This is a genomic window from Noviherbaspirillum humi, assembly GCF_900188095.1.
Lineage (GTDB): Bacteria > Pseudomonadota > Gammaproteobacteria > Burkholderiales > Burkholderiaceae_D > Noviherbaspirillum > Noviherbaspirillum humi.
The window spans coordinates 143575-161992 of the sequence record NZ_FZOT01000004.1 but is presented as its reverse complement, the minus strand read 5'-3'; the positions used below and the strand labels follow the sequence as shown (position 1 = coordinate 161992).

Sequence of the window (18418 nt, the reverse complement as noted above, 5' to 3'; positions counted from 1 at the left end):
GGCGGAGAATGGTTCCGGTTCGGACAACGCTGTCGAGACAGGGCTGACCGAACCGCACCATGAGAAGCCGGGCGAGTGATTCGCCCGGGCGATTACTTGTTGATGGCGTCTTTGAAAGACTGGCCAGCGGAGAACTTGACCGTCTTGGCAGCGGCAATCGTGATTTCCTCACCGGTGCGCGGATTGCGGCCGGTACGGGCGGATCGCTCGCCGGAAGCGAAGGTGCCGAAGCCAACGAGTTGCACGGAATCGCCAGCGGCCACAGCCTTGATGACGTTATTCACGAAGGAATCCAGCGCGCGCTGGGCGGCAACCTTGGACAGATCGCATTCGGCAGCGATGGCGTTGATCAGTTCAGTCTTGTTCATGCATCAACCTCTTGTTGGAAAGAGTCGGATTCTAGCACTAGCCTTCTTAACAAGGAATCGCCCTTATCGGAACGACATGGATTCCATGCAACAGTTTCCACCGCGGAACGCAGCGCATGAATGCGGCGCAAATGATTTTCCTCTCTCGTGATGCACCTCAGACCCAGGACACGAAAGATTGTTTGCAGACAAATGGCCCATCTCCGTTGAACGAAATAATCATGCGGTACCGGGCGAAGCTCATGTCGCAAAATGGAGGAAAAATTGAAAACAGGCGTCAATGCGCAACTGAGAATGCACCATGCCGGCGGACCGGTTTCACGGCTGCTCCGCTCGCAGCGGAACAAGCTGGTCGAAGCTTTCTTCGCTTTCGTCGGCAATGCGAAGCAGGATCGGATTCTCAGCATCTGCATGCAGCGCAGCCCGTTCTCGGACAGCGCCGACCGCCTGATCGGCTCGGCGGAAGGCAGGCAGCGCAATACCATCATCTCCTATGCCCTGCCCTGGCAAACGGCGCAGGACCCCGGTGCTCGCAGTCTTCGCCTGCCTTACGCCGATGCGCAGTTCGACTGGATCTACTGCGACGAAGTGCTCGAGCATGTCGGCGGCTTCGAACGCCAGTATGAACTCTTGAGCGAACTTTCCCGCATCGCCCGCAAGGGCCTGTTCATCACTTGCGGCAACCGCTGGCATCCCATCCAATTCGATACCGGCCTGCCCTTGCTGCACTGGCTGCCCAAGCCGGTGTGGCGGGGAATGCTGAAACTGCTCGGCAAAGGCGCATGGGCCTCGGAGGGGACGCTGGAACCCTGCGGATCGGCGACCCTTTACCGCCTTGCCTCGCTGCTGCCCGGAACACCGCGCCACGACGTGGGCCACAAGCGGATCTTCGGCATCAAGGCGCACTTTTTTCTGATGGTCGAAAAATCGGTTGCCAGAGCGAGCAAGGATGCAGCCGGCACGGGAACGGCAGGGTAATTCGGGAAATTGCCGAAAGGGAGAGCGGGCGGGGGCGGGAACTCGCCATGAGCTGCCTGAAAAAACACGCGCCGTAAACCAGAAAAGGGATGGATCTTGCGATCCATCCCTTGATAAAACTGGCGCGGCTGGCAGGAATCGAACCCACGACCCCTTGGTTCGTAGCCAAGTACTCTATCCAGCTGAGCTACAGCCGCGAAGAACAAAAGTATAGCACGGGTTCAATCGCTTGGTAAGCACGGCAACAAAAATCTTGATTCAAGCCGGGCAACGCCAGCCCAACGCCCTCTTCCACACCACTTCACACCTCTTCACGCCCCTTCCCGCGACAAAGCGCATCGCAATTTCATTGATTTTTCCTCAACTCATACGTACTCGTACCGTCATTTCCCAGCTGCCAAAAGGGCATACCAGAACGTTTCACCATGAGGACTCCGGAAAAATTTTGTCTCAACATTTCAAGGCCTTATGGTAGAGTCACTGGCAAAAGTTGCTCACGATTACGAAATCTCTGCCAGAACATATACGCCTGTTGCATTTTTTCTAATCGCCTAATGTCATGCATGCATAAATTTCGCTTCAATCCGTCGGGCTCAAGCCTCCCCTGCAGACAGTCCAAGCCGATGGGTACTTCGGCAGTTGAATGCAGCAAACGGCGCATTGAATGGTGCGGCGGTGTCCACCGAGCGGAGATGTTGAGTCGATGAACGAATTCCGGGTGCACAAGTCCCTTGTCAGACAATTTGGTCCGGATCCCGGCATTCGCCCGTCCACGAACCCTCCCGGCGACCGGAAACGTGCAACGGGAATGGGCGTGAAGCAAGGCGTTGCTGTCCGCCTCCCTCGCCACGCGGAGGCCTGATGCCGCCCGTGCTCGATTCCATTCAGACGGATGTCGACCCGCGCGGCGATTTGATGCGAACCGACGCCCCCGCCAGCGGCACTAACCGACAAGAGATCATGCAAGCAGAGTGGCTGCCTATCGTCATGCAGGGCACGTTCAACGAGATCTACGTCGTTGAGCCTCATGGCCTGCGGCTGGTGCAGGTGAACGACGCCGGTCGCCGCAACCTGCAGTTCCGCGACGACGAGCTGCGCGGCATGACGCTGGCCGATCTGAACCGCGACTGTTCGCTGGAGGAGCTCGACCACCGCCTTGCTGCGATTGCCGACGGGCTGTCCGGCAGCCTGCAATTCGATACCGTCCATGTGCGCCGCGATGGCAGCTGCTACCCGGTTGAGTACCGCATCTCTTACTGCGCCGCCGCAGAGAAGCCGGTCTACATCGTCATCGGCAATGACATCAGCGCCCGCCAGGAATCCGAGCGCGCGCTGCAGCTGTCGGAAGCCCGCATCCAAGCCATGGTCTCGCATACGCCGGGCCTGGTGTACCAGTTCCTGCTGCGTGACGACGGCAGCGTGAGCTTTCCATATCTGAGCGACGGCTGCGAAGCACTGCTCGGCATCAGCGCCGAGCGCCTGCGCGCCAATTCCCGCCTGTTCCTGGAACTGATCCTGCCGGAAGACAGGCCATCCTATCTCGAATCGATGCAGGCATCGGCGACCGGCATGAAAGCCTGGAACTGGGAAGGCCGGCTCTGGATCGAAAAATGGAAGGACATCAAGTGGATCAACCTGCGCTCGACGCCGCGCGCGCTCGCCGGCCAGGGAATCCAGTGGGAAGGCATCATGACCAACATCACGCAGAGCAAGCTCGAGGAAGCGGAAATCAAGCGCTCCCGGGCACAGCTGGCGGAACTGTCGGCCCACATCCAGACGGTGAAGGAGAACGAGCGCACCCGCATCGCCCGAGAAATCCACGACGACCTCGGCGGCAATCTCACCGCCATCAAGATGGCGATGACGCTGCTGGCCCGGCGGCTCTCGCCGGAGGATGCCGAGCTGGCGGAAAAGGCAAGCTACGTCAATTCCCTCATCGACCGCACCATCGAGGCGGTGCATCGCATCACGGTGGATCTGCGGCCGGGAATACTCGACTTCGGCATCGTCGCCGCCATCGACTGGCAGGCGAAGGAATTCGAAAAGCATGCGGGCATTCCCTGCAGCTTCACCTGCAACAAGAAAGACATTGAATTGCACAACGACCAAGCCACTGCCCTGTTCCGCATCTTCCAGGAAGCGCTGACCAACATCGGCAAGCATGCGCAGGCCTCCGAGGTCAGGGTCAAGCTCGCCCGCACCAATCGCGGCGTCCATCTAGAAGTGTGCGACAACGGCCGCGGCATCGCCACCACCGACAGGTTGAAGCCGAAGTCGTTCGGCATCCGCGGCATGGCCGAGCGCGCCAGCGCCCTCGGCGGCAGCCTCACGGTCGGCAGCGCCCCGGGAGGCGGCTGCATGGTGTCGTTGCGCATTCCGCTCGCCGCCAGGGCGGGCTGAACCAGAGGAAGTTATGGCTGCAAAGAGCATCAAGATCATCATCGCCGACGACCATGCCATCGTGCGCGAAGGCCTCAAGCAGATTCTCGCCGACTCGCGCGACATGGCGGTGGCGGGCCAGGCCGACAACGGCGCGGATGCGGTGAAACTGGCGCGCAAGACCGATGCCGACGTCATGCTGCTCGACATATCGATGCCGGACAAGAGCGGCATCGAGGTGCTGAAGCAGGTAAAGAAGGAAATGCCGAAGGTCGCGGTGCTGATGCTGTCGATGCACCGCGAAGACCAGTACGCCATCCGTTCGCTCAAGGCCGGCGCCTCCGGCTACCTGACCAAGCAGAGCGCTCCCGACCAGCTGGTGGAGGCGATCCGGCAGGTGGCCTCCGGGCGCAAGTACATCAGCCCGGCGCTGGCGCAGGAACTGGCGAACCAGATCGGCGAAGACCGGGAAGTGCCGCCGCACGAGACGCTCTCCGACCGCGAATTCCAGACACTGATCATGATCGCCTCCGGCAAAACGGTGAGCGACATCGCCGCCGAGCTGTCGTTGTCGGTGAAGACGATCAGCATGTATCGCACCCGCTTGCTGCAAAAAATGAAACTCAGGCACAACGCCGAGCTGACGCATTACGCCATCAAGAACAACCTGGTCGAATAGGCGGCTTGCCGCCCTCATCAGGCACGGAAGAGGAAAACTGGCGCGGGTTTTCTGCCCTGATCCATTCATGGGCGGGATGCCGTGTGTCTTAACATCCCTGCAAACCGTCATCAGCCTGGAGCACGACCGCAATGGAAGACAAGCCGCCCCGCCCCGAATCCGCCAGCCCGGCCGAAATCGCACGGGAGGCTTTCCGCCGTCTGGCGACGCGGCGAATCGCTCCCACGCCCGATGCATACCGCCGCATCTACGAAGAGATTGCCGGCGTGCCGGAGGTCTCCCAGACGGAACTGCTGCTCGCCGATCTGGCGCAGGGATTGAAAACCGCGCCGGCGCCGCTGCCTGCGATCGGGAGCAGGCTCGCCAATGCCCTGGAGCAGCAGGATTGGGAAGAATATGCCAGCCAGATGGCCGTGCTGCTGAAGGATCATCTGCAAAAGCGTCCCGCGCCGGTGATTGCCCCGGTCCAGGCCAGTTCGACGCCCTCGATCGTCATCGACGGCGCAAGAAGCGCCGCCCTTGGAGCAGAGCCGGCATCGATGCGCATGCTGCGCGACCTTCTCGCGCGCACGCTGACGCTGGCCATTGGTTCGCTGCTCCAGGATTCGCCGGAGCTGGTCGCCGAAGCCGACAACCTCGCCGAAACCATCAAGCGGGCCGCCACCGAAACGGAGCTCAATGATGCGGGCGGCCGGCTGAAGCAGCTTTGCTTCCGCATCGAACTCAAGAGCGGCGACCGGGCGGAGCAGCATGAGCTGCTGCTGCAGCTCTTTCGCCTGCTGCTGGAGAACATCGGCGAGTTGATCGATGACGACAGCTGGCTGCGCGGACAAGTCGCCGGCATCCAGGATTTGCTGTCCGGCCCGATCAGCCATGGCGCGCTGCTGGAAGCCACCCGCAGCATGAAGGATGTCATCTACAAGCAGGGCGCGCTCAAGCACAGCCTGAGCCAGACCAAGGCCAAGATGAAGGACATGATGCTGACCTTCATCGACCGACTTGGCCAGGTCGCCGCCAGCACCGGCGATTACCATGAAAAAATTGATCGCTATTCGCAGAAGATCAGCACCGCCAAGGACATCGCCGAGCTCAACGTCATCCTCGACGATGTGATGCGCGAGACGCGCAACGCACAATCCGAAGCGCTGCGCTCGCGCGACCAGATGCTGGCGGCGCGGCAGGAAGCGCATGAAGCGGAAACCCGGATCCACGAACTCGAGAGCAAGCTGCAGGAAATGAGCGAACTGGTGCGGGAAGACGCCCTCACCGGCAGCCTCAACCGGCGCGGACTCGACGACGTGTTCGATCGCGAACTGGCCCGGGCACAGCGCAAGCAGGCACCCCTGTGCATCGCCCTGCTCGACCTGGACGACTTCAAGCGCCTCAACGATACCCATGGCCATAGCGCTGGCGATCAGGTGCTGGTGCACCTGGTCCGGGTGATCAAGGATACGCTGCGCACCATGGATGTCATCGCGCGATTCGGCGGCGAAGAGTTTTTGATCGTGCTGCCCGACACGCCGCTGGATGCCGCCGCCCAGACCGTGACCCGGGTTCAGCGCGAGCTGACCAAGCGCATCTTCATGTACAACAACGAACGACTGCTCATCACCTTCAGCGCCGGCGTGGCGATGCTCGGCGCGGATGAGGATCAGCGCAGCGTGATCATCCGGGCGGACAAGGCGCTTTACAAGGCGAAGAAGGCGGGCAAGAACCGGGTGGTCATTGCCGATTGATCGCCCATGAACGGGCTTGCAGGATGAGAAGCGAGGCCTGGCGCCTCGCTTTTTTCATGAAGGAATTCAGGCGCTGCCGAGCTGCGCGGTAAGCCAGCTGCTGGTCGACTTCATGCTGGTCAGGGCCGTGTCCAGCGCTCCATACTGTGCTCGAAGCCGTTTTTCAGTCAGACCCAGGCGGGCTTGCAATGCATCCTGCTGGGTCGTGTTGCGCCGTATGGCGGTTTGGAGTCCGGTCGTTCTGGAAGAGATTACGCCATCCGTTCCCAGGATGGTGTTTGCCACTGTCAGCATGCGGGTCGCCACGCCGTCGGTGCCGCTGAAGAATTTCGTCAGATTGTCGAAATTGCTGTCCAGCGCTGCCTGCAGCTTGCTGCTGTCCTCGATCATCAGGCTGCCATCGCGCTGAAAGCGGATGCCGATGTCGGACAGCGTCTGGATGGTACCCGTGGTAGTACTGGCCTTGCCCATCTCGGCGCGAAAGTTATCGGCGATCGACCGCGGGCCGGAATCGCCGCTCAGCACACCGCCCTTCTTGGTCGTCACGTCGAATGCAGTCATATCCTTCACGGTAGTGCGCATCTTGTTGAAGGCATCCACGAAGTTCGATATGGCTGTGCGCGCGCCGGACGTGTCCTGGCTGACCGAGACCTTGACGGGTGTTCCCGGACTCTCCTTCAGCAGGTTCAGCGTCACGCCCGGAATCGCGTCGGCGATTTCATTGGAAGCGCGGCTGATCGCAACGCCGTCGATGGTCAATTTCGCGTCCTGTGCCGCCTGCAGAACCTGCATTCCCGAGGCGTTGCCACTGGTGCCGAGCACCGAGGTATCCCCGGTGAAGGAGACCGTCATCGCCGAAGCCTCACCGGTCGCCTTTGCCGTCAGCACGAGGCGGTTCTTGGTTCCGGTGTTGATGACGGTTGCGGTCACGTCGCCGCCGGCCGAATTCACTGCACTGGCGATGTCGCTCAGCGTGTAGGTGGCGGGCGCCGTCGGTGGCGAAACGTTGACGCTTTTGCTGCCGATGTTGATGCTGAGGCCGCCAGTAAAAGTCGTCCCGTAATCGACGTCGGTCGATCCGAGCTTCTGCTGCTGCGCCAGCTTGTCGACAACCATCGAATAGCTGCCGGCAATTGCGGTGGACGATGCCTTTGCGCCGACGGCGGTTGCGTCGCTCGACGTCGCCGTGCGCGCCGTGAACGATGTGGTGGTCAAGGCCTTCAGGGACGTCTGCAACGACGCCACCGTACTCTTCAAGGTGCCATACGCCGAAAGCTTGGTGTTGTAGCTGCTCTGCTTGGTCTTGAGCGCATTGAGCGGCTGCTGTTCCACCGACATCAGCTGACTGATGATCGTTTCGATGTCTAGGCCGGAGCCGATTCCGGCTGAAGTAAGGGCCATGTCAACCTCATCAAAAAATCGGGCACCCTGCACCCAAAAGCACAGACGCTATTATGCCTTGTCTCTCACGAGCAGTCCCTGCATTTTGCTGATGGAACGGTTCATCTCCAGCACTTCCTTGCTCGGAATTTGCCTGAGCACTTCCTGCGTGGACGAATCGACCACTTTGACGATGGTTCTGCCGCTATCCTGATCGACCGAAAACTCGATGCCCTGGCCGATGGACCTTCCCAGATCGTTCAACTCCTTGAGGGCGGCATCAAGCTCAGCTTCACTTTCTCTTCCTGAAGATGCCGCCTGCGACGCCTGTTTCGCGCCTCCAGTCGACGGAGGCTCGCTCGCCAAGCGCACCTGACGTGACGAAGCGGTCGAAGCCGCGGCAACCAGATCAGCGCCTCCGCCGGCATTTATCGATGAGACTGCCATATCTCCTCCCTACAACACGAATGGGGGGAAAAATCCCCCCGTTTTCATGGAACCGAATTGTCAACCAGGCTTAGCCGCGCAGGAGGGAGAGCACACCCTGGGGCAAGGCGTTCGCCTGAGCGAGCATCGCGGTACCGGCCTGCTGCAGAATCTGGTTGCGCGACAGTTTTGCGGTTTCCGAAGCGTAGTCGGCATCCATGATCCGGCTGCGGGCGGCGGAAGTGTTTTCGGTCGAGGTCTGCAGGTTGTTGATTGCGTAGTTCAACCGGTTCTGCGCTGCACCGAAGGTGGAACGCATGGTGTTGATCTCTTTCAGCGCCTGGTCGATGTTGCTCATTGCGGTTTTTGCATTGGCGGCGCTGGTGATATCGCTGCCGCTGCTTGCCGTCACGGCGGCGAAGCCGGAGCCGGTGGTGCTGCTGGCGATATCGGAGAAGCTGACGGTCAGCGAATCGCCCGACGACGTGCCGGCACCGATTTGCAGGGTTGCCGAAGTTGCGGCGGAACCAAGCAGGTCATTGCCGTTGAAGGTGGTGTTGCCACGCACGCGGCCGATCTCGCTTTTCAGCTGCTGGAATTCGAGGTCCAGGTTGCTCTGCTCGGCGGCGCCGTTGCTGCCGTTGGCGGACTGAACGGCCAGTTCACGCATGCGCTGCAGTGCGTCGGAGATGGTGCCGAGCGCGCCTTCCGCAGTCTGCACCATGGAGATGCCGTCGTTGGCGTTGCGAACGGCTACATTCATGCCGCGGATCGACGAATCCATTTTGGTGGCGATCGACAGGCCGGCTGCATCGTCCTTGGCGCTGTTGACGCGCAGTCCGGAGGACAGGCGCTGGATCGAGGTTTGCAGGTCAGCCTGGGAAGAATTCAGGGTGCGCTGGGTGTTGATCGAAGCGATGTTGGTGTTGATGACGGACATGTTAGCTCTCCTGGCAAGGTTTGTTTCATCACGTCTCGGCTGGCCTGTCTATCGACTTTGTTTCGCTTGCTCACCGAGTTTAAATTTCTTAACGGACACTTCCAGAATTACTTGAGAACATTTTTCGAAAATTTTGCAGCCTCGAAATAAGCGATGCGAAAGGGGTTGCCATTTCTTTAATCAACACAATTGACTGCGTCCGGACTTGCTGGAGCGAATGGCACTTGCGAGGGAGCGAAGCCGGCAAAGGGCCATTGCGAAAGCCTGCTTCCCGTCGACCGGACCAACGCGGAACACGTGCCATTTCATCAATGCTTCGCATAGCGCCGAACCGCCTGTGCTCCGCTCGATGCCTGTTCTGGCCTAAAGATCGCACCCACACTTCGGACTGATGCAACCTACGCACTCCTCATTCACCTTGGGCGTGGGCGGCCAACCTACATAAGCAGTCGTTTCGCCTGATATCGCCCCGCATACGACTCGAAGTCCCGCAGGTTCGGCGCGCTGCATTCCCCGGCGCCAGAAAGTCGCAGCAAGACCCACTGCATTCATTACCAATATCGACGGTTGCGGAGAGCATGGAAGGAAGATTGGCGCAGCGGCACCACCGCACCACAGACTGCGCCATGCCGTGTTTCAGGAATGACAAAGCTTGCGGAACTTCCGGGACAGGATTGCGCAGCAGGCGCTGCAAGCCGATGATGAACTGGCAAAAGAAGGGACGCGATATACGGCCACGGCCTTGCCGGATGAGCGACGAAGGCGCAGCGGAAGCGCCTGCTCCTTCGTGGATTTGAGTCAATCCGTCGCCGGATTGGATTGTGTTGAATCGAGCGCCTTAACGGCTCGCACAAACACGGTAAAGGCTGGCGCAGAGATCCGGATATTTCCTGCCCAGTTCGAAGCAGCCATCCAGATATTTTTCGTCAATAATCTTTTCACGCAGAGCCAGGTCAAACTGGAAATTTGCCAGCGGTTTGAGCAGGATGCCGCCTTCATCAACCGCTTGCAGCCCCGCTTGCCGAAGGTGATGGTCGAGCATATCGCTGGCGTAGGTGATGCGATGGCCATGGCTTGCCTCAGCCGGGGTGACCGCCGCGTTGAAATCGATCAGTCCCATCTTGACCGCGATCTGCCTGGATAATGCATTGGCGTTGGGCACTGCGACAATGAGCTTGCCGCCCGGCTTCAGCCAGGATTGGATGCGCTTCAGAATGGCAATCGGGTCGTCCAGATGTTCCAGCGTATGCACCAGAAACGCGACATCGTAGATCGGCTCCATGGTCAGCGCCTCGAAGGTCGAATTCACCACCTTGACCCTTCCCTGGAACCGTTCCCTTACCGCATCCGCGAGCACGCTTGCCCCTTCGACCACGGTCAGATCGCCGACATAGTCGAGAATCTGTTCCGTCATGTCGCCCTTGTAGCAACCGAGTTCGAGCGCCTTGATGCCGTCGCCAAGAAAGGGAGAGACGGCTTTGAGCAGATAGTGCCTGACCACCGCATCGAAATCGTGCTGATACTTCTGGAAGCGGTCGCTGAATTCGAGATTGAAGTCGCGCATGTTCTAGCCTTGATCGGATTTGTAGAATCGGTTTTCGCTCAACTGGTACCACTCATCGATGCTCGCAGGCATCCGGGCATTGAAGCCGAACAGTTGCCGCATCCCGGGGGAGAGCGAACTCGCGTAGCTTTCCGGCAGATAGCGGGGGTAGTCCATCTGCTGCTTGCGATAGGGCCGCGTGAATACGCAGCTCAGACCAATGCGAAATGCATTGGAATGGTTTTGACCCGCCCGGTGCCACACATCTCCATCCATGAAAAGTACCGAGCCGCGCGGAGCGGTCATGGTCCGCTTGAAGCGCTCGATGAAGTTCGCCGGCGGGAAGTCCGCATGATGATGGGTTCCGAAGAGCACTTCGGTCGCGCCATTGTCGATCGTGAAAGGATCGAGCAGCACCAGCGCGATCAGCAGCTGTCTGGCGTCATTGCCGTTGTAGGTGCGAATGTCCCGGTGCCATTTATGGCCATGCTCGTAACGCCCCGTTTCCGCGATGGGCGGATTGATGGCCGTGCCGATCGTGTTGAGGATGAAAGGCTTGTTTCCGAAATAAGCCGATATATAAGGCTCGATCACCGCGCTGTCGAGGAAGGCATGGATCCCGTCATGGCGGCCGCAGGTATGGTGGGCGCTCCATTGGCTGATCTCTTCCAGGCCCGCAGCTATTTGCACAGGGCGCATCTGCCGGTAGTACCAATGCGCGTCCTCCTTCATCCGTTCACATAAACCGGGATCTACGGCATGCTCCACCACGCAGGCGCCATTGACCGCCATCTCGTACAGAAAATCGGATTCGGAAACCGACAGGAATTTCATTTCATGCCTTCCAATAGGAACTGCTGCCAAGGCGGTAATCATCCGCCGTGATTCCGGCAATGACCTTGTCATGGCGCTTGCCGTCGCGGTAGAACCAGTCCTTCTTCACGCCTTCGATCTTCCAGCCCAATGCCTGGACATGGAATTCCAGCGACACCTTGTTCGAGCCGACAATCTCGGTATCCAGCCGCACCAGATCGAGTTCATCGAAGGCATACCGCATGATCGCCATGGCAGCGTCCTTCCCCAGCCCCCTGCCGCGCGTATTGGGGTCGCCGAGCATGATGCCGTAGAAAGCGTTGCGGTCCTTCCAGTTTATCGGCTTGAGGGATGCCGTTCCAATCAGTCCGAGTTCCTCGTCTTCGATGCAAAGTGAAATCGAGTCAATGGAGCGGCCATCATAATTTCTCACCCAGTTCTCGGCCGAGCCGGCGCTATAGGGAAAATGCCAGCCCACCAAACTGGCCCAGAGTTCCGGATCGTTGGCCCATTGATGAAGGAGGGGCGTGTCCGCCATGATCGGCGCCCTCAATACGACGCGCTTGCCCTTGATATTCAAGCTGAAATCCTTTTCCTTACAACTTCGATAATGCGCGCCATGTCGGACTCGCCGTAGCGATGGTCGCATGGCAGCGGATGCACTGCGTTCACCCACGCTGCTTCGCGGCTGCCGGGTCCTACCCGCTGCAGGACATCGGGCCAATAACGCGGGATGAATATCCGGTTGGCAATCAATGCGTCGCGCAGCCCCTCGTCACGGCTCAGCAGCGGATAGCAAAGCGGTCCGTTCTGCTCGGATGCTGCGAAACTGAACTCATTGACATGAGCGAGCGCATCGTCAAGCTGGCGGAAATTGGCATTGCGACGCCGCCGGGCGGCGTCATAGTCGATTCCGTCCAGAAGCGCATTCGTCAGGCGCGACATGCGCTTCGGCGCCACGTCGGAGAAGCTCCGCTCGGCTTCCTGAAACTGCGCATAGCCTTTTTCAACTGCGCCATCGAGCCGGGTGAGCAAATGCAGACTGCGGGACGGCGACCGTTCGTCCTCACTCGGTGCGACCGGCGTGAACGCTGCGCAGGCGAGCAATCCACCATCCGGCACGCCGAAGAATTTTCGCGGCGAATACAACGTGGCCAACACTTCTTCAGGCGGACAGAAGAAGGCCTGGGAATTGTCGACGATCAGGCGCTGGGAACCATAGCGGGTTGCCACCGCCTTCGCCGACTCGCCGTGCAGACCGAAGTAGTTCACATACAGAATCCAGTCCGACTCGCCCGGCTGCAAGCTGCCGTCCGGCATAAAGTCCGCATCCAGCGAATAGAAGGATGTCGGCACCGAGGCCGCCGCAAGCGGCTCCAGCATGGCGTCGCATAAATAGCTGGGCATCCAGACGCGTGCCGGGCGGCCCTGATCGAGCAGCGCGGCAAAGGCCGCGCGGGCCGATTGAAATCGATGGGCCACGGGATAAGGAAATCCATCGAAGCGCGGGACTTCGAGCGAAAAATAGCCGCCGATGGCGTCACTCATTCTTCGCCCTCGCCTTTTGTCACCATGCGACGCACCTCTTCAGGAGGATTGAACATGAGCACATCAATGATGGACAAGCCCGGGACGAATGATGCTGCCCGCTGGTCGTAGGCCTTGAGGTTCGGCGCAATGAATTCAAGACGGATGCCGTTGTCGGCGAAGGCCTGCGGCTGGTATAGGCTTCGGCCGCCGGGCAGATTGACGTAATCGGTCGCGCCTTCATGCCTGCAGATGTCGATCACGCGCGCCTCCCCTTTCAGATTCCGGTTGCCATAGCGGGAAGACGACCAGACTATCTGTGCGTCAAAGCCGAGATAATGCATGACCGAGGAAACGCTCTGCTTGGCCATCTCGCCTATGCCGGCCTGATCGGCACATATCGTCTGCTCGAACAATTGGAAAACCGGATCGAAACAAGGGGCTTTGGCATAGGCATGGCGGATGAGGGCCAGCATCTTCCTTCGCCATACCGTATCCGGCTGGATCTCGACTTCATGAATTTCACGGAACGATCCGGCGTTCGATAGCGGCACGGTGAAGTAATGCGCCTTGCCTTGATGCAGGCAGCGGTTGCGATTTATCCAGCCATTCTTGATGAAGTTGACGTCGTCGTAAAAGACGAACTTGTCCGCCGCCGCCACCATCTGGAAATAACCGATGTAGGGGAACAGATAGGGCTGCATGATCGCCAGCTTCATTCCTGCGTTTCTCTCATGCGAAAACGGGCCGGATCATAAGACGGCGTCGGCAGCCTGCGCCGGGGCCGGCTCCTCCGAAAACGGTTCGCGGATGATGTCGATCACCCGCTGCTGATCGGCATCCGACATATCCGGATAGATTGGAAGGCACAGCACCCGGTCGGCTGCGCCCGCGGCCACGGCCAGGTTTGATCGCTGTGCCGAGGGCAGCCCTCGATACATCGGAAAGTCGGAGATCAAGGGATAGAAATAGCGCCTGACCATCACGTTACGCTCGCGGAAGCGCGCATACAGCTGATCCCGCGTCAGCGGGTAGTTGGCGCTGACCAGCACCGGAAAATAGGCGTGGTTCGGCTGCACGCCGGCAACGCTCTCAAGGCAAGTGATGCCGCGCACGCTGGTCAGTTCCCGCCGATACACTGTATCGATTTCCTTCCGCCTGCCCAAGGCCGCATCGATATGCTTGAGCTGCAGCAGCCCGAAGGCAGCATTCACCTCGCTCATCTTGCCGTTGATGCCGGCGGCGACCACGGTAGTTTCATCGACAAAGCCGAAGTTCTTCAGATGGTCGATCCGCTGCTTGGTCTTGGCGTCGGGGCAAACGATGGCGCCGCCTTCAAACGTGTTGAACACCTTGGTGGCGTGGAAGCTGAGCACGGATAGATCGCCGTGGCTGAGTATGCTTCCCTGCTCGTCCTTGACGCCGAACGCATGAGCCGCATCGTAGATGACGCGCAGATTATAGTTATCCGCAATCTTTTGAATGGCGTCGACGTCGCAAGGCCTGCCGTAGCAGTGCACCGGCATGATAGCCGTCGTCTGGGGCGTGATCGCCGCTTCGATCTTCGCCGGATCGAGATTGAGAGAAACTGGATCGATATCGACAAACACCGGTTTGATTCCGTTCCAGAGCAGGGAATGCGCGGTGGCGACGAACGAGTATGGCGTGGTGATCACTTCTCCGTTGATTCTCAGCGCTTGCAAGGCGGTCACCAGGGCAAGCGTACCGTTGGCAAACAGCGCGATGTGCTTGACGCCCAGATAGTCTGCCAATGCTTGCTCAAGCTGCTGATGAAACGGTCCGCCGTTGGTCAGCACCCGGTTCTGCCAGATTTCCTCGAGGTAGGGAAGGAACTCGGCAAGCGGAGGCATGTAGGGCTGCGTCACGAAAATCGGTTTTTGCGCCATGTCTTGAACCTCCCAGTTCTTATGCAATTTGGCGGGTGCTTCCTGTAATTCGTCCGTCACCCTTTGTGGTGCCATGTCAGATGCCGTCGGTCCCGATGACAGCCGGCGGCTCGCCTGCACACCAGCGCTGCCACATGACTCTGAACAGCCTGCTCAAGTCTTTCGCGATATCGTCCGGCCGCATGAGCGGCGATTGTTCGAATCGATCGCGCATTCCGCTTCGAAGGGATGCAAGCTGTTCCAGATTCTCCGTCCAGAACAGCGCCTTCCGGATGAACTCCTCTTCACCCTCCGACACGAATTCGCCGAGCCCCAGCTGATTCAGGCTCCAGGCCGCAATCTGCGTCGGCAATGTCGCGCCCGTGATGGTCAAGGTGGGCACGCCCATCCACAACGCATTCAAGGTCGTGGTGCCGCCGGCATAGGGAAAGGCATCCAGGCACACGTCAACATGGTGGTGCATCTGCAGGTAGACCGGCGTGCCTGCGCGGGGGTGAAACTCAAGCCGGTCGCGGCCGATGCCTTCCTGCTCGAACCATTCGATCAGGCAGTCGTATTCGCCTTCGGGAGGCATCCCTCCAAGGAACATGCGGGCGTTGGGCGCGGCCAGCAACAGCCTGGACCATAGGCGAATGACGTCCTGGCTCAGCTTGTTTATCCGGTTGAAGCTGCCGAAGGTGATGAACCCGTTGCGCAGCGCCGGCAGAGCGTTGACGGGCGGCGAATAGCGCGGCGGGCTGAAGGGCGACTGAGCCCGCAGGTAGGCGATTTTCTCGGTGAATTGACTGTCGAACTTCCCGGGCGGCATGAGGTAAGGATCGGCCAGGTAGTAGTCGACGGCTTTCAGCCCGGTGGTACCCGGATAGCCGATCCAGCTGGCCTGGATCGGCGCAGGCTTCTTGGCCAGCGTGGCGAGCCGGTTGGAACCGGTGTGGCCTGAGAGGTCGACCAGGATGTCGATGCCGTCCGAGCGGATTTTCTCCGCGACGACCTGGTCGGGCAGTTCGAATACCGATTCCCAATGCGCGAAATGGGTTTTGAGCCGCTCCGTATAGTGGTCGAATTTGTAGGTGTTATGGTAAGCGTGCAGGCATAGGCTTTCGTCCTGCGCGAGGTGGCGCAGAATCGGCTCGAGGAAAGTCGCCACCGCATGGTTGTAGAAGTCGCCCGAAACGAAGCCGATGTTGAGCCGGCGATCCGCTTGCCGGGAATTGGCGTGGCTGTCGAATGCCGGCGCCGAAAGCGTTTCACAAACCTTGCCGAAGTGCAGATGGCGTCTGAAGATGTCTTCTTTCGACAGCGCCTGGTTGTGCAGTACGCCGAACAGCAAGGTGCTGTGGGCATACAGATATTCGGGTTTCAGATCCACCGCCTTCTGCAGGCAGGCTACCGCCTCCTCCTGCCGCCCCAGCTCCCTCAGCGCCTGGCCGAGCAACTGGTATGCGGGGAAATATGATGGGTCGTCCCTGGTCAGTTCCCGCATCATGGCTTCGACTTCCTTGTGCCGCGTCTGCGCAAAGATGATCGACGCCAGGCTGAGGCGGGTCGTGCTGCAATCCGGCCGGGCCGCCATCGCTCCCGCGAAGTAGGTTTCCGCTTCCTTCAAGCGGCCTTGCTCCTTGAAGATCATTGCCAGCGCGTCATGCACATAGAAATCTTCAGGCAGCAGCTCCACGGCTTCCTGCAGCGGCGGGATGGCCTCGCTCACTTTGCCCTGCTTGTAAAGAAGCAGGCCGAGCAGTTTCCAGCCGAGGCCGAAATGCGGGTAACTCTCCGTCAATTCCCTGGCGCCCTTGGTCGCCTGGTCCAGCTTGTTGCGGTTATATAAATCGAGAAGGCGATCCACCTTGTCGCCGGCGGGCTTCACCGCCAGCTTCCTGCGCGCTGCAGGCAACACTTTCCCCGCTCCGCCCCTCAACGCGCCGCCTTGCAGCGCCTCGGCCAGCGGTTGCGCTTGTGCCGGCTCGAGGATCTGATTGGCTTTCGCGGCATAGCCCGAATCCACCAGTCGTGCGATCGAATCCGACACCTCCTCGGCGTTCAGTCTTGCCATCTTTTGCGCCAGCTCCAGCGCCTCCCAGGCGTCGGTCTTGCGTTCGTCGATGATGAGCGCATCGATGTAGTTCAGCCAGTAGCTCTTCTGGGCGGGACGGGCGGTGATGGCTGCTTCGAAGAAGGGCCAGGACGATTCGATACGCCGCGTCTGGACCAGCAGCACGGCCATGTTGTGACTGGCCTCCGCATGTTGCGGCATGATCGATAGCACTTCGCGGTACAAGGCCTCCGCCTCCGCGTACCGTCCCTGGTTGTAGTGCGTCGCCGCCGTCCGCAAAACCTGATCGGTCAGCTGGGCGAGTTCCCCCGCCGCGTTTGATTCCGCCGGAGCTTGCGCATGCACGTCTGCAGAGAGGGCCATAAATTGAGCAAAGAGTAATCAGATGTTACGTAGATTATGCTGGCGGCGACATGAAACCCAAGTGCCGAAATGAACGCGAAAACGCATTCTGTCCGGCTGATTGAGTACAAGAGGAACGTCCAGCATCATCGAGTAAACAGTTAACGGCCGATGCCCCGGCTTCTTTAGCTTCGGGATTGTCGGATTGGCATCGCAGGCACATACGTTCGCAGCCTACAACGGCGGAACCGCAAGCGCATATCCCATATCCGGGGCATGCATGTTTGAACGGACAGGCCGCAAAATCGTCCGATCGGACGGAGAACAACACGGCAAATCCGCCTCTAAAGTTAGCTTTGCTCCTGTCGATAACAAGGTAAAGTGCGGTGGTTGAAACAATTTGGCAATAGCGCAAGCAACCACCAAATCGAGTCTGCGCCGAAGCGGCCTGCCGCGCCGGTTACGAGACGGTGTGCGCCCCGACGGCTTCCGTTACACGGGACCATGTTCGCGGTGCCGTGGCAAAAATCTTGGAGATTCTATGTTTGGAAACATTACGAAGGGAGCAAGCGCCTACGCCAAGGTCGGCGTCGAGACTGGGGTGACAAGCGCCAGCCCGCACGTATTGATATTGATGCTTTACGATGGTGCGATTGCGGCTATCAATTCTTCCATCGGCGCCATACAGGCCGGGGATATTGCCAAGAAAGGCATGCTCATCTCCAAAGCGATCGCGATCATCGACAGCGGACTGAGAACGAGCCTAGACAAGTCAAAGGGCGGGGAGCTGGCGACGAATCTGGAAAATCTGTACGCCTATATGAGCCATCGCCTGTTGACCGCGAACCTGCACAACAATGCTTCTGAACTCGAGGAAGTAAGACAGCTTCTCCAGGACCTCAGGCATGCATGGGAATTGATCGGGAAGAAAGCGCAGGAAACCGGTAGCGCGCCCGCGGGCATCAACGGCAGCATGCCTGCTCGCAGCATTGCAGCTTAAGGATGGCGAAAACCCATGGAATGTGACGAAATCATCGGTCTCTACGAGCATGTCGCAGCGCTCACCGATCAGATGCTTGCCGCTGCCCGGTCCGGCGAATGGGACGAATTGACGGCACTCGAGTCGGATTGCGCCCGGCAGGTGGAAATGCTGCGCAAAGCACAGCCGCCCGGTCCGCTGCCGCCCGAGGCACGCGAACAAAAAGTGCGCATTCTCCAGAAAATCCTGGCGGATGACCGCGAGATCCGCTCGCTGACCGAGACCTGGATGAACCGGCTGTCGGAACTCATGAACAGCACCGGCACCGAACGCAAGCTTGCCAGTGCCTATAGCCAGACAGGTTGATG

At 59.6% G+C, this 18418-nt stretch carries 17 protein-coding genes and 1 tRNA gene; 6 read left to right on the top strand and 12 right to left on the bottom strand.

All coding sequences use genetic code 11. From position 1 onward, the window contains the following. Positions 1-92 precede the first annotated feature (92 nt). Positions 93-368 carry an HU family DNA-binding protein gene (locus CHB88_RS09130; protein WP_089399011.1) on the bottom strand — a complete coding sequence of 92 codons (276 nt, stop codon included), beginning with the start codon at positions 366-368 and terminating at the stop codon, positions 93-95. 264 nt (positions 369-632) lie between these two features. Between CHB88_RS09130 and CHB88_RS09125 the strand changes: the two genes are divergently transcribed. Beyond that, on the top strand, positions 633-1346 hold the full coding sequence (locus CHB88_RS09125; RefSeq protein WP_176442389.1) for a methyltransferase domain-containing protein: 714 nt from the start codon (positions 633-635) through the stop codon (positions 1344-1346). A gap of 120 nt (positions 1347-1466) precedes the next feature. On the opposite strand, the gene CHB88_RS09120 is transcribed toward CHB88_RS09125, so the two are convergent. Further along, positions 1467-1543 (bottom strand) — tRNA-Arg (locus tag CHB88_RS09120). Positions 1544-2207: 664 nt separating this feature from the next. On the opposite strand from CHB88_RS09120, the gene CHB88_RS09115 reads away from it, so the two are divergent. The 3 genes from CHB88_RS09115 (at position 2208) to CHB88_RS09105 (ending at position 6140) form a co-directional block, all read left to right on the top strand. Beyond that, complete coding sequence (locus CHB88_RS09115; RefSeq protein ID WP_245844859.1) at positions 2208-3746, top strand: PAS domain-containing sensor histidine kinase; 1539 nt, start codon at positions 2208-2210, stop codon at positions 3744-3746. A gap of 13 nt (positions 3747-3759) precedes the next feature. Beyond that, a complete protein-coding gene (locus CHB88_RS09110) occupies positions 3760-4404 on the top strand; it encodes a response regulator (protein ID WP_089399009.1) in 645 nt (214 codons plus the stop codon). 131 nt (positions 4405-4535) lie between these two features. Further along, positions 4536-6140, top strand: coding sequence for a GGDEF domain-containing protein (locus CHB88_RS09105; protein ID WP_089399008.1), 1605 nt, complete (start codon positions 4536-4538; stop codon positions 6138-6140). A gap of 66 nt (positions 6141-6206) precedes the next feature. Here the strand turns inward: CHB88_RS09105 and fliD are convergent, their stop codons facing one another. From fliD to CHB88_RS09055, 10 genes are all read right to left on the bottom strand, one after another. After that, entirely contained in the window at positions 6207-7541 is a 1335-nt protein-coding gene (fliD, locus tag CHB88_RS09100) for a flagellar filament capping protein FliD (RefSeq protein WP_089399007.1), read from the bottom strand. Positions 7542-7592: 51 nt separating this feature from the next. Then, a complete protein-coding gene (locus CHB88_RS09095) occupies positions 7593-7967 on the bottom strand; it encodes a flagellar protein FlaG (protein WP_089399006.1) in 375 nt (124 codons plus the stop codon). Positions 7968-8037: 70 nt separating this feature from the next. Then, positions 8038-8886 (bottom strand): flagellin N-terminal helical domain-containing protein, encoded by an 849-nt coding sequence (locus tag CHB88_RS09090; protein WP_089399005.1) that lies wholly within the window; start codon positions 8884-8886, stop codon positions 8038-8040. Between the two features lie 838 nt (positions 8887-9724). Then, positions 9725-10450: a class I SAM-dependent methyltransferase gene (locus CHB88_RS09085; protein WP_089399004.1), complete on the bottom strand. Its 726-nt coding sequence runs from the start codon at positions 10448-10450 to the stop codon at positions 9725-9727. A gap of 3 nt (positions 10451-10453) precedes the next feature. After that, complete coding sequence (locus CHB88_RS09080) at positions 10454-11263, bottom strand: phytanoyl-CoA dioxygenase family protein (RefSeq protein WP_176442388.1); 810 nt, start codon at positions 11261-11263, stop codon at positions 10454-10456. A 1-nt stretch (position 11264) separates the two neighbouring features. Beyond that, entirely contained in the window at positions 11265-11822 is a 558-nt protein-coding gene (locus CHB88_RS09075; RefSeq protein WP_089399002.1) for a GNAT family N-acetyltransferase, read from the bottom strand. Then, complete coding sequence (locus CHB88_RS09070) at positions 11819-12790, bottom strand: hypothetical protein (RefSeq protein WP_089399001.1); 972 nt, start codon at positions 12788-12790, stop codon at positions 11819-11821. Before CHB88_RS09070 ends, CHB88_RS09075 begins: the two co-directional genes overlap by 4 nt. Then, a complete protein-coding gene (locus CHB88_RS09065) occupies positions 12787-13473 on the bottom strand; it encodes a WbqC family protein (RefSeq protein ID WP_281255010.1) in 687 nt (228 codons plus the stop codon). Before CHB88_RS09065 ends, CHB88_RS09070 begins: the two co-directional genes overlap by 4 nt. Before the next feature lie 48 nt (positions 13474-13521). Continuing rightward, a complete protein-coding gene (locus CHB88_RS09060; RefSeq protein WP_089398999.1) occupies positions 13522-14676 on the bottom strand; it encodes a DegT/DnrJ/EryC1/StrS family aminotransferase in 1155 nt (384 codons plus the stop codon). A gap of 76 nt (positions 14677-14752) precedes the next feature. Beyond that, positions 14753-17092 (bottom strand): tetratricopeptide repeat protein, encoded by a 2340-nt coding sequence (locus tag CHB88_RS09055; protein WP_089398998.1) that lies wholly within the window; start codon positions 17090-17092, stop codon positions 14753-14755. Between the two features lie 520 nt (positions 17093-17612). Between CHB88_RS09055 and fliS the strand changes: the two genes are divergently transcribed. Together fliS and CHB88_RS09045 are read left to right on the top strand one after the other, a co-directional pair. Beyond that, positions 17613-18071 (top strand): flagellar export chaperone FliS, encoded by a 459-nt coding sequence (gene fliS, locus CHB88_RS09050; RefSeq protein ID WP_089398997.1) that lies wholly within the window; start codon positions 17613-17615, stop codon positions 18069-18071. 15 nt (positions 18072-18086) lie between these two features. Then, entirely contained in the window at positions 18087-18416 is a 330-nt protein-coding gene (locus tag CHB88_RS09045) for a flagellar protein FliT (RefSeq protein WP_089398996.1), read from the top strand. Positions 18417-18418: the final 2 nt, after the last annotated feature.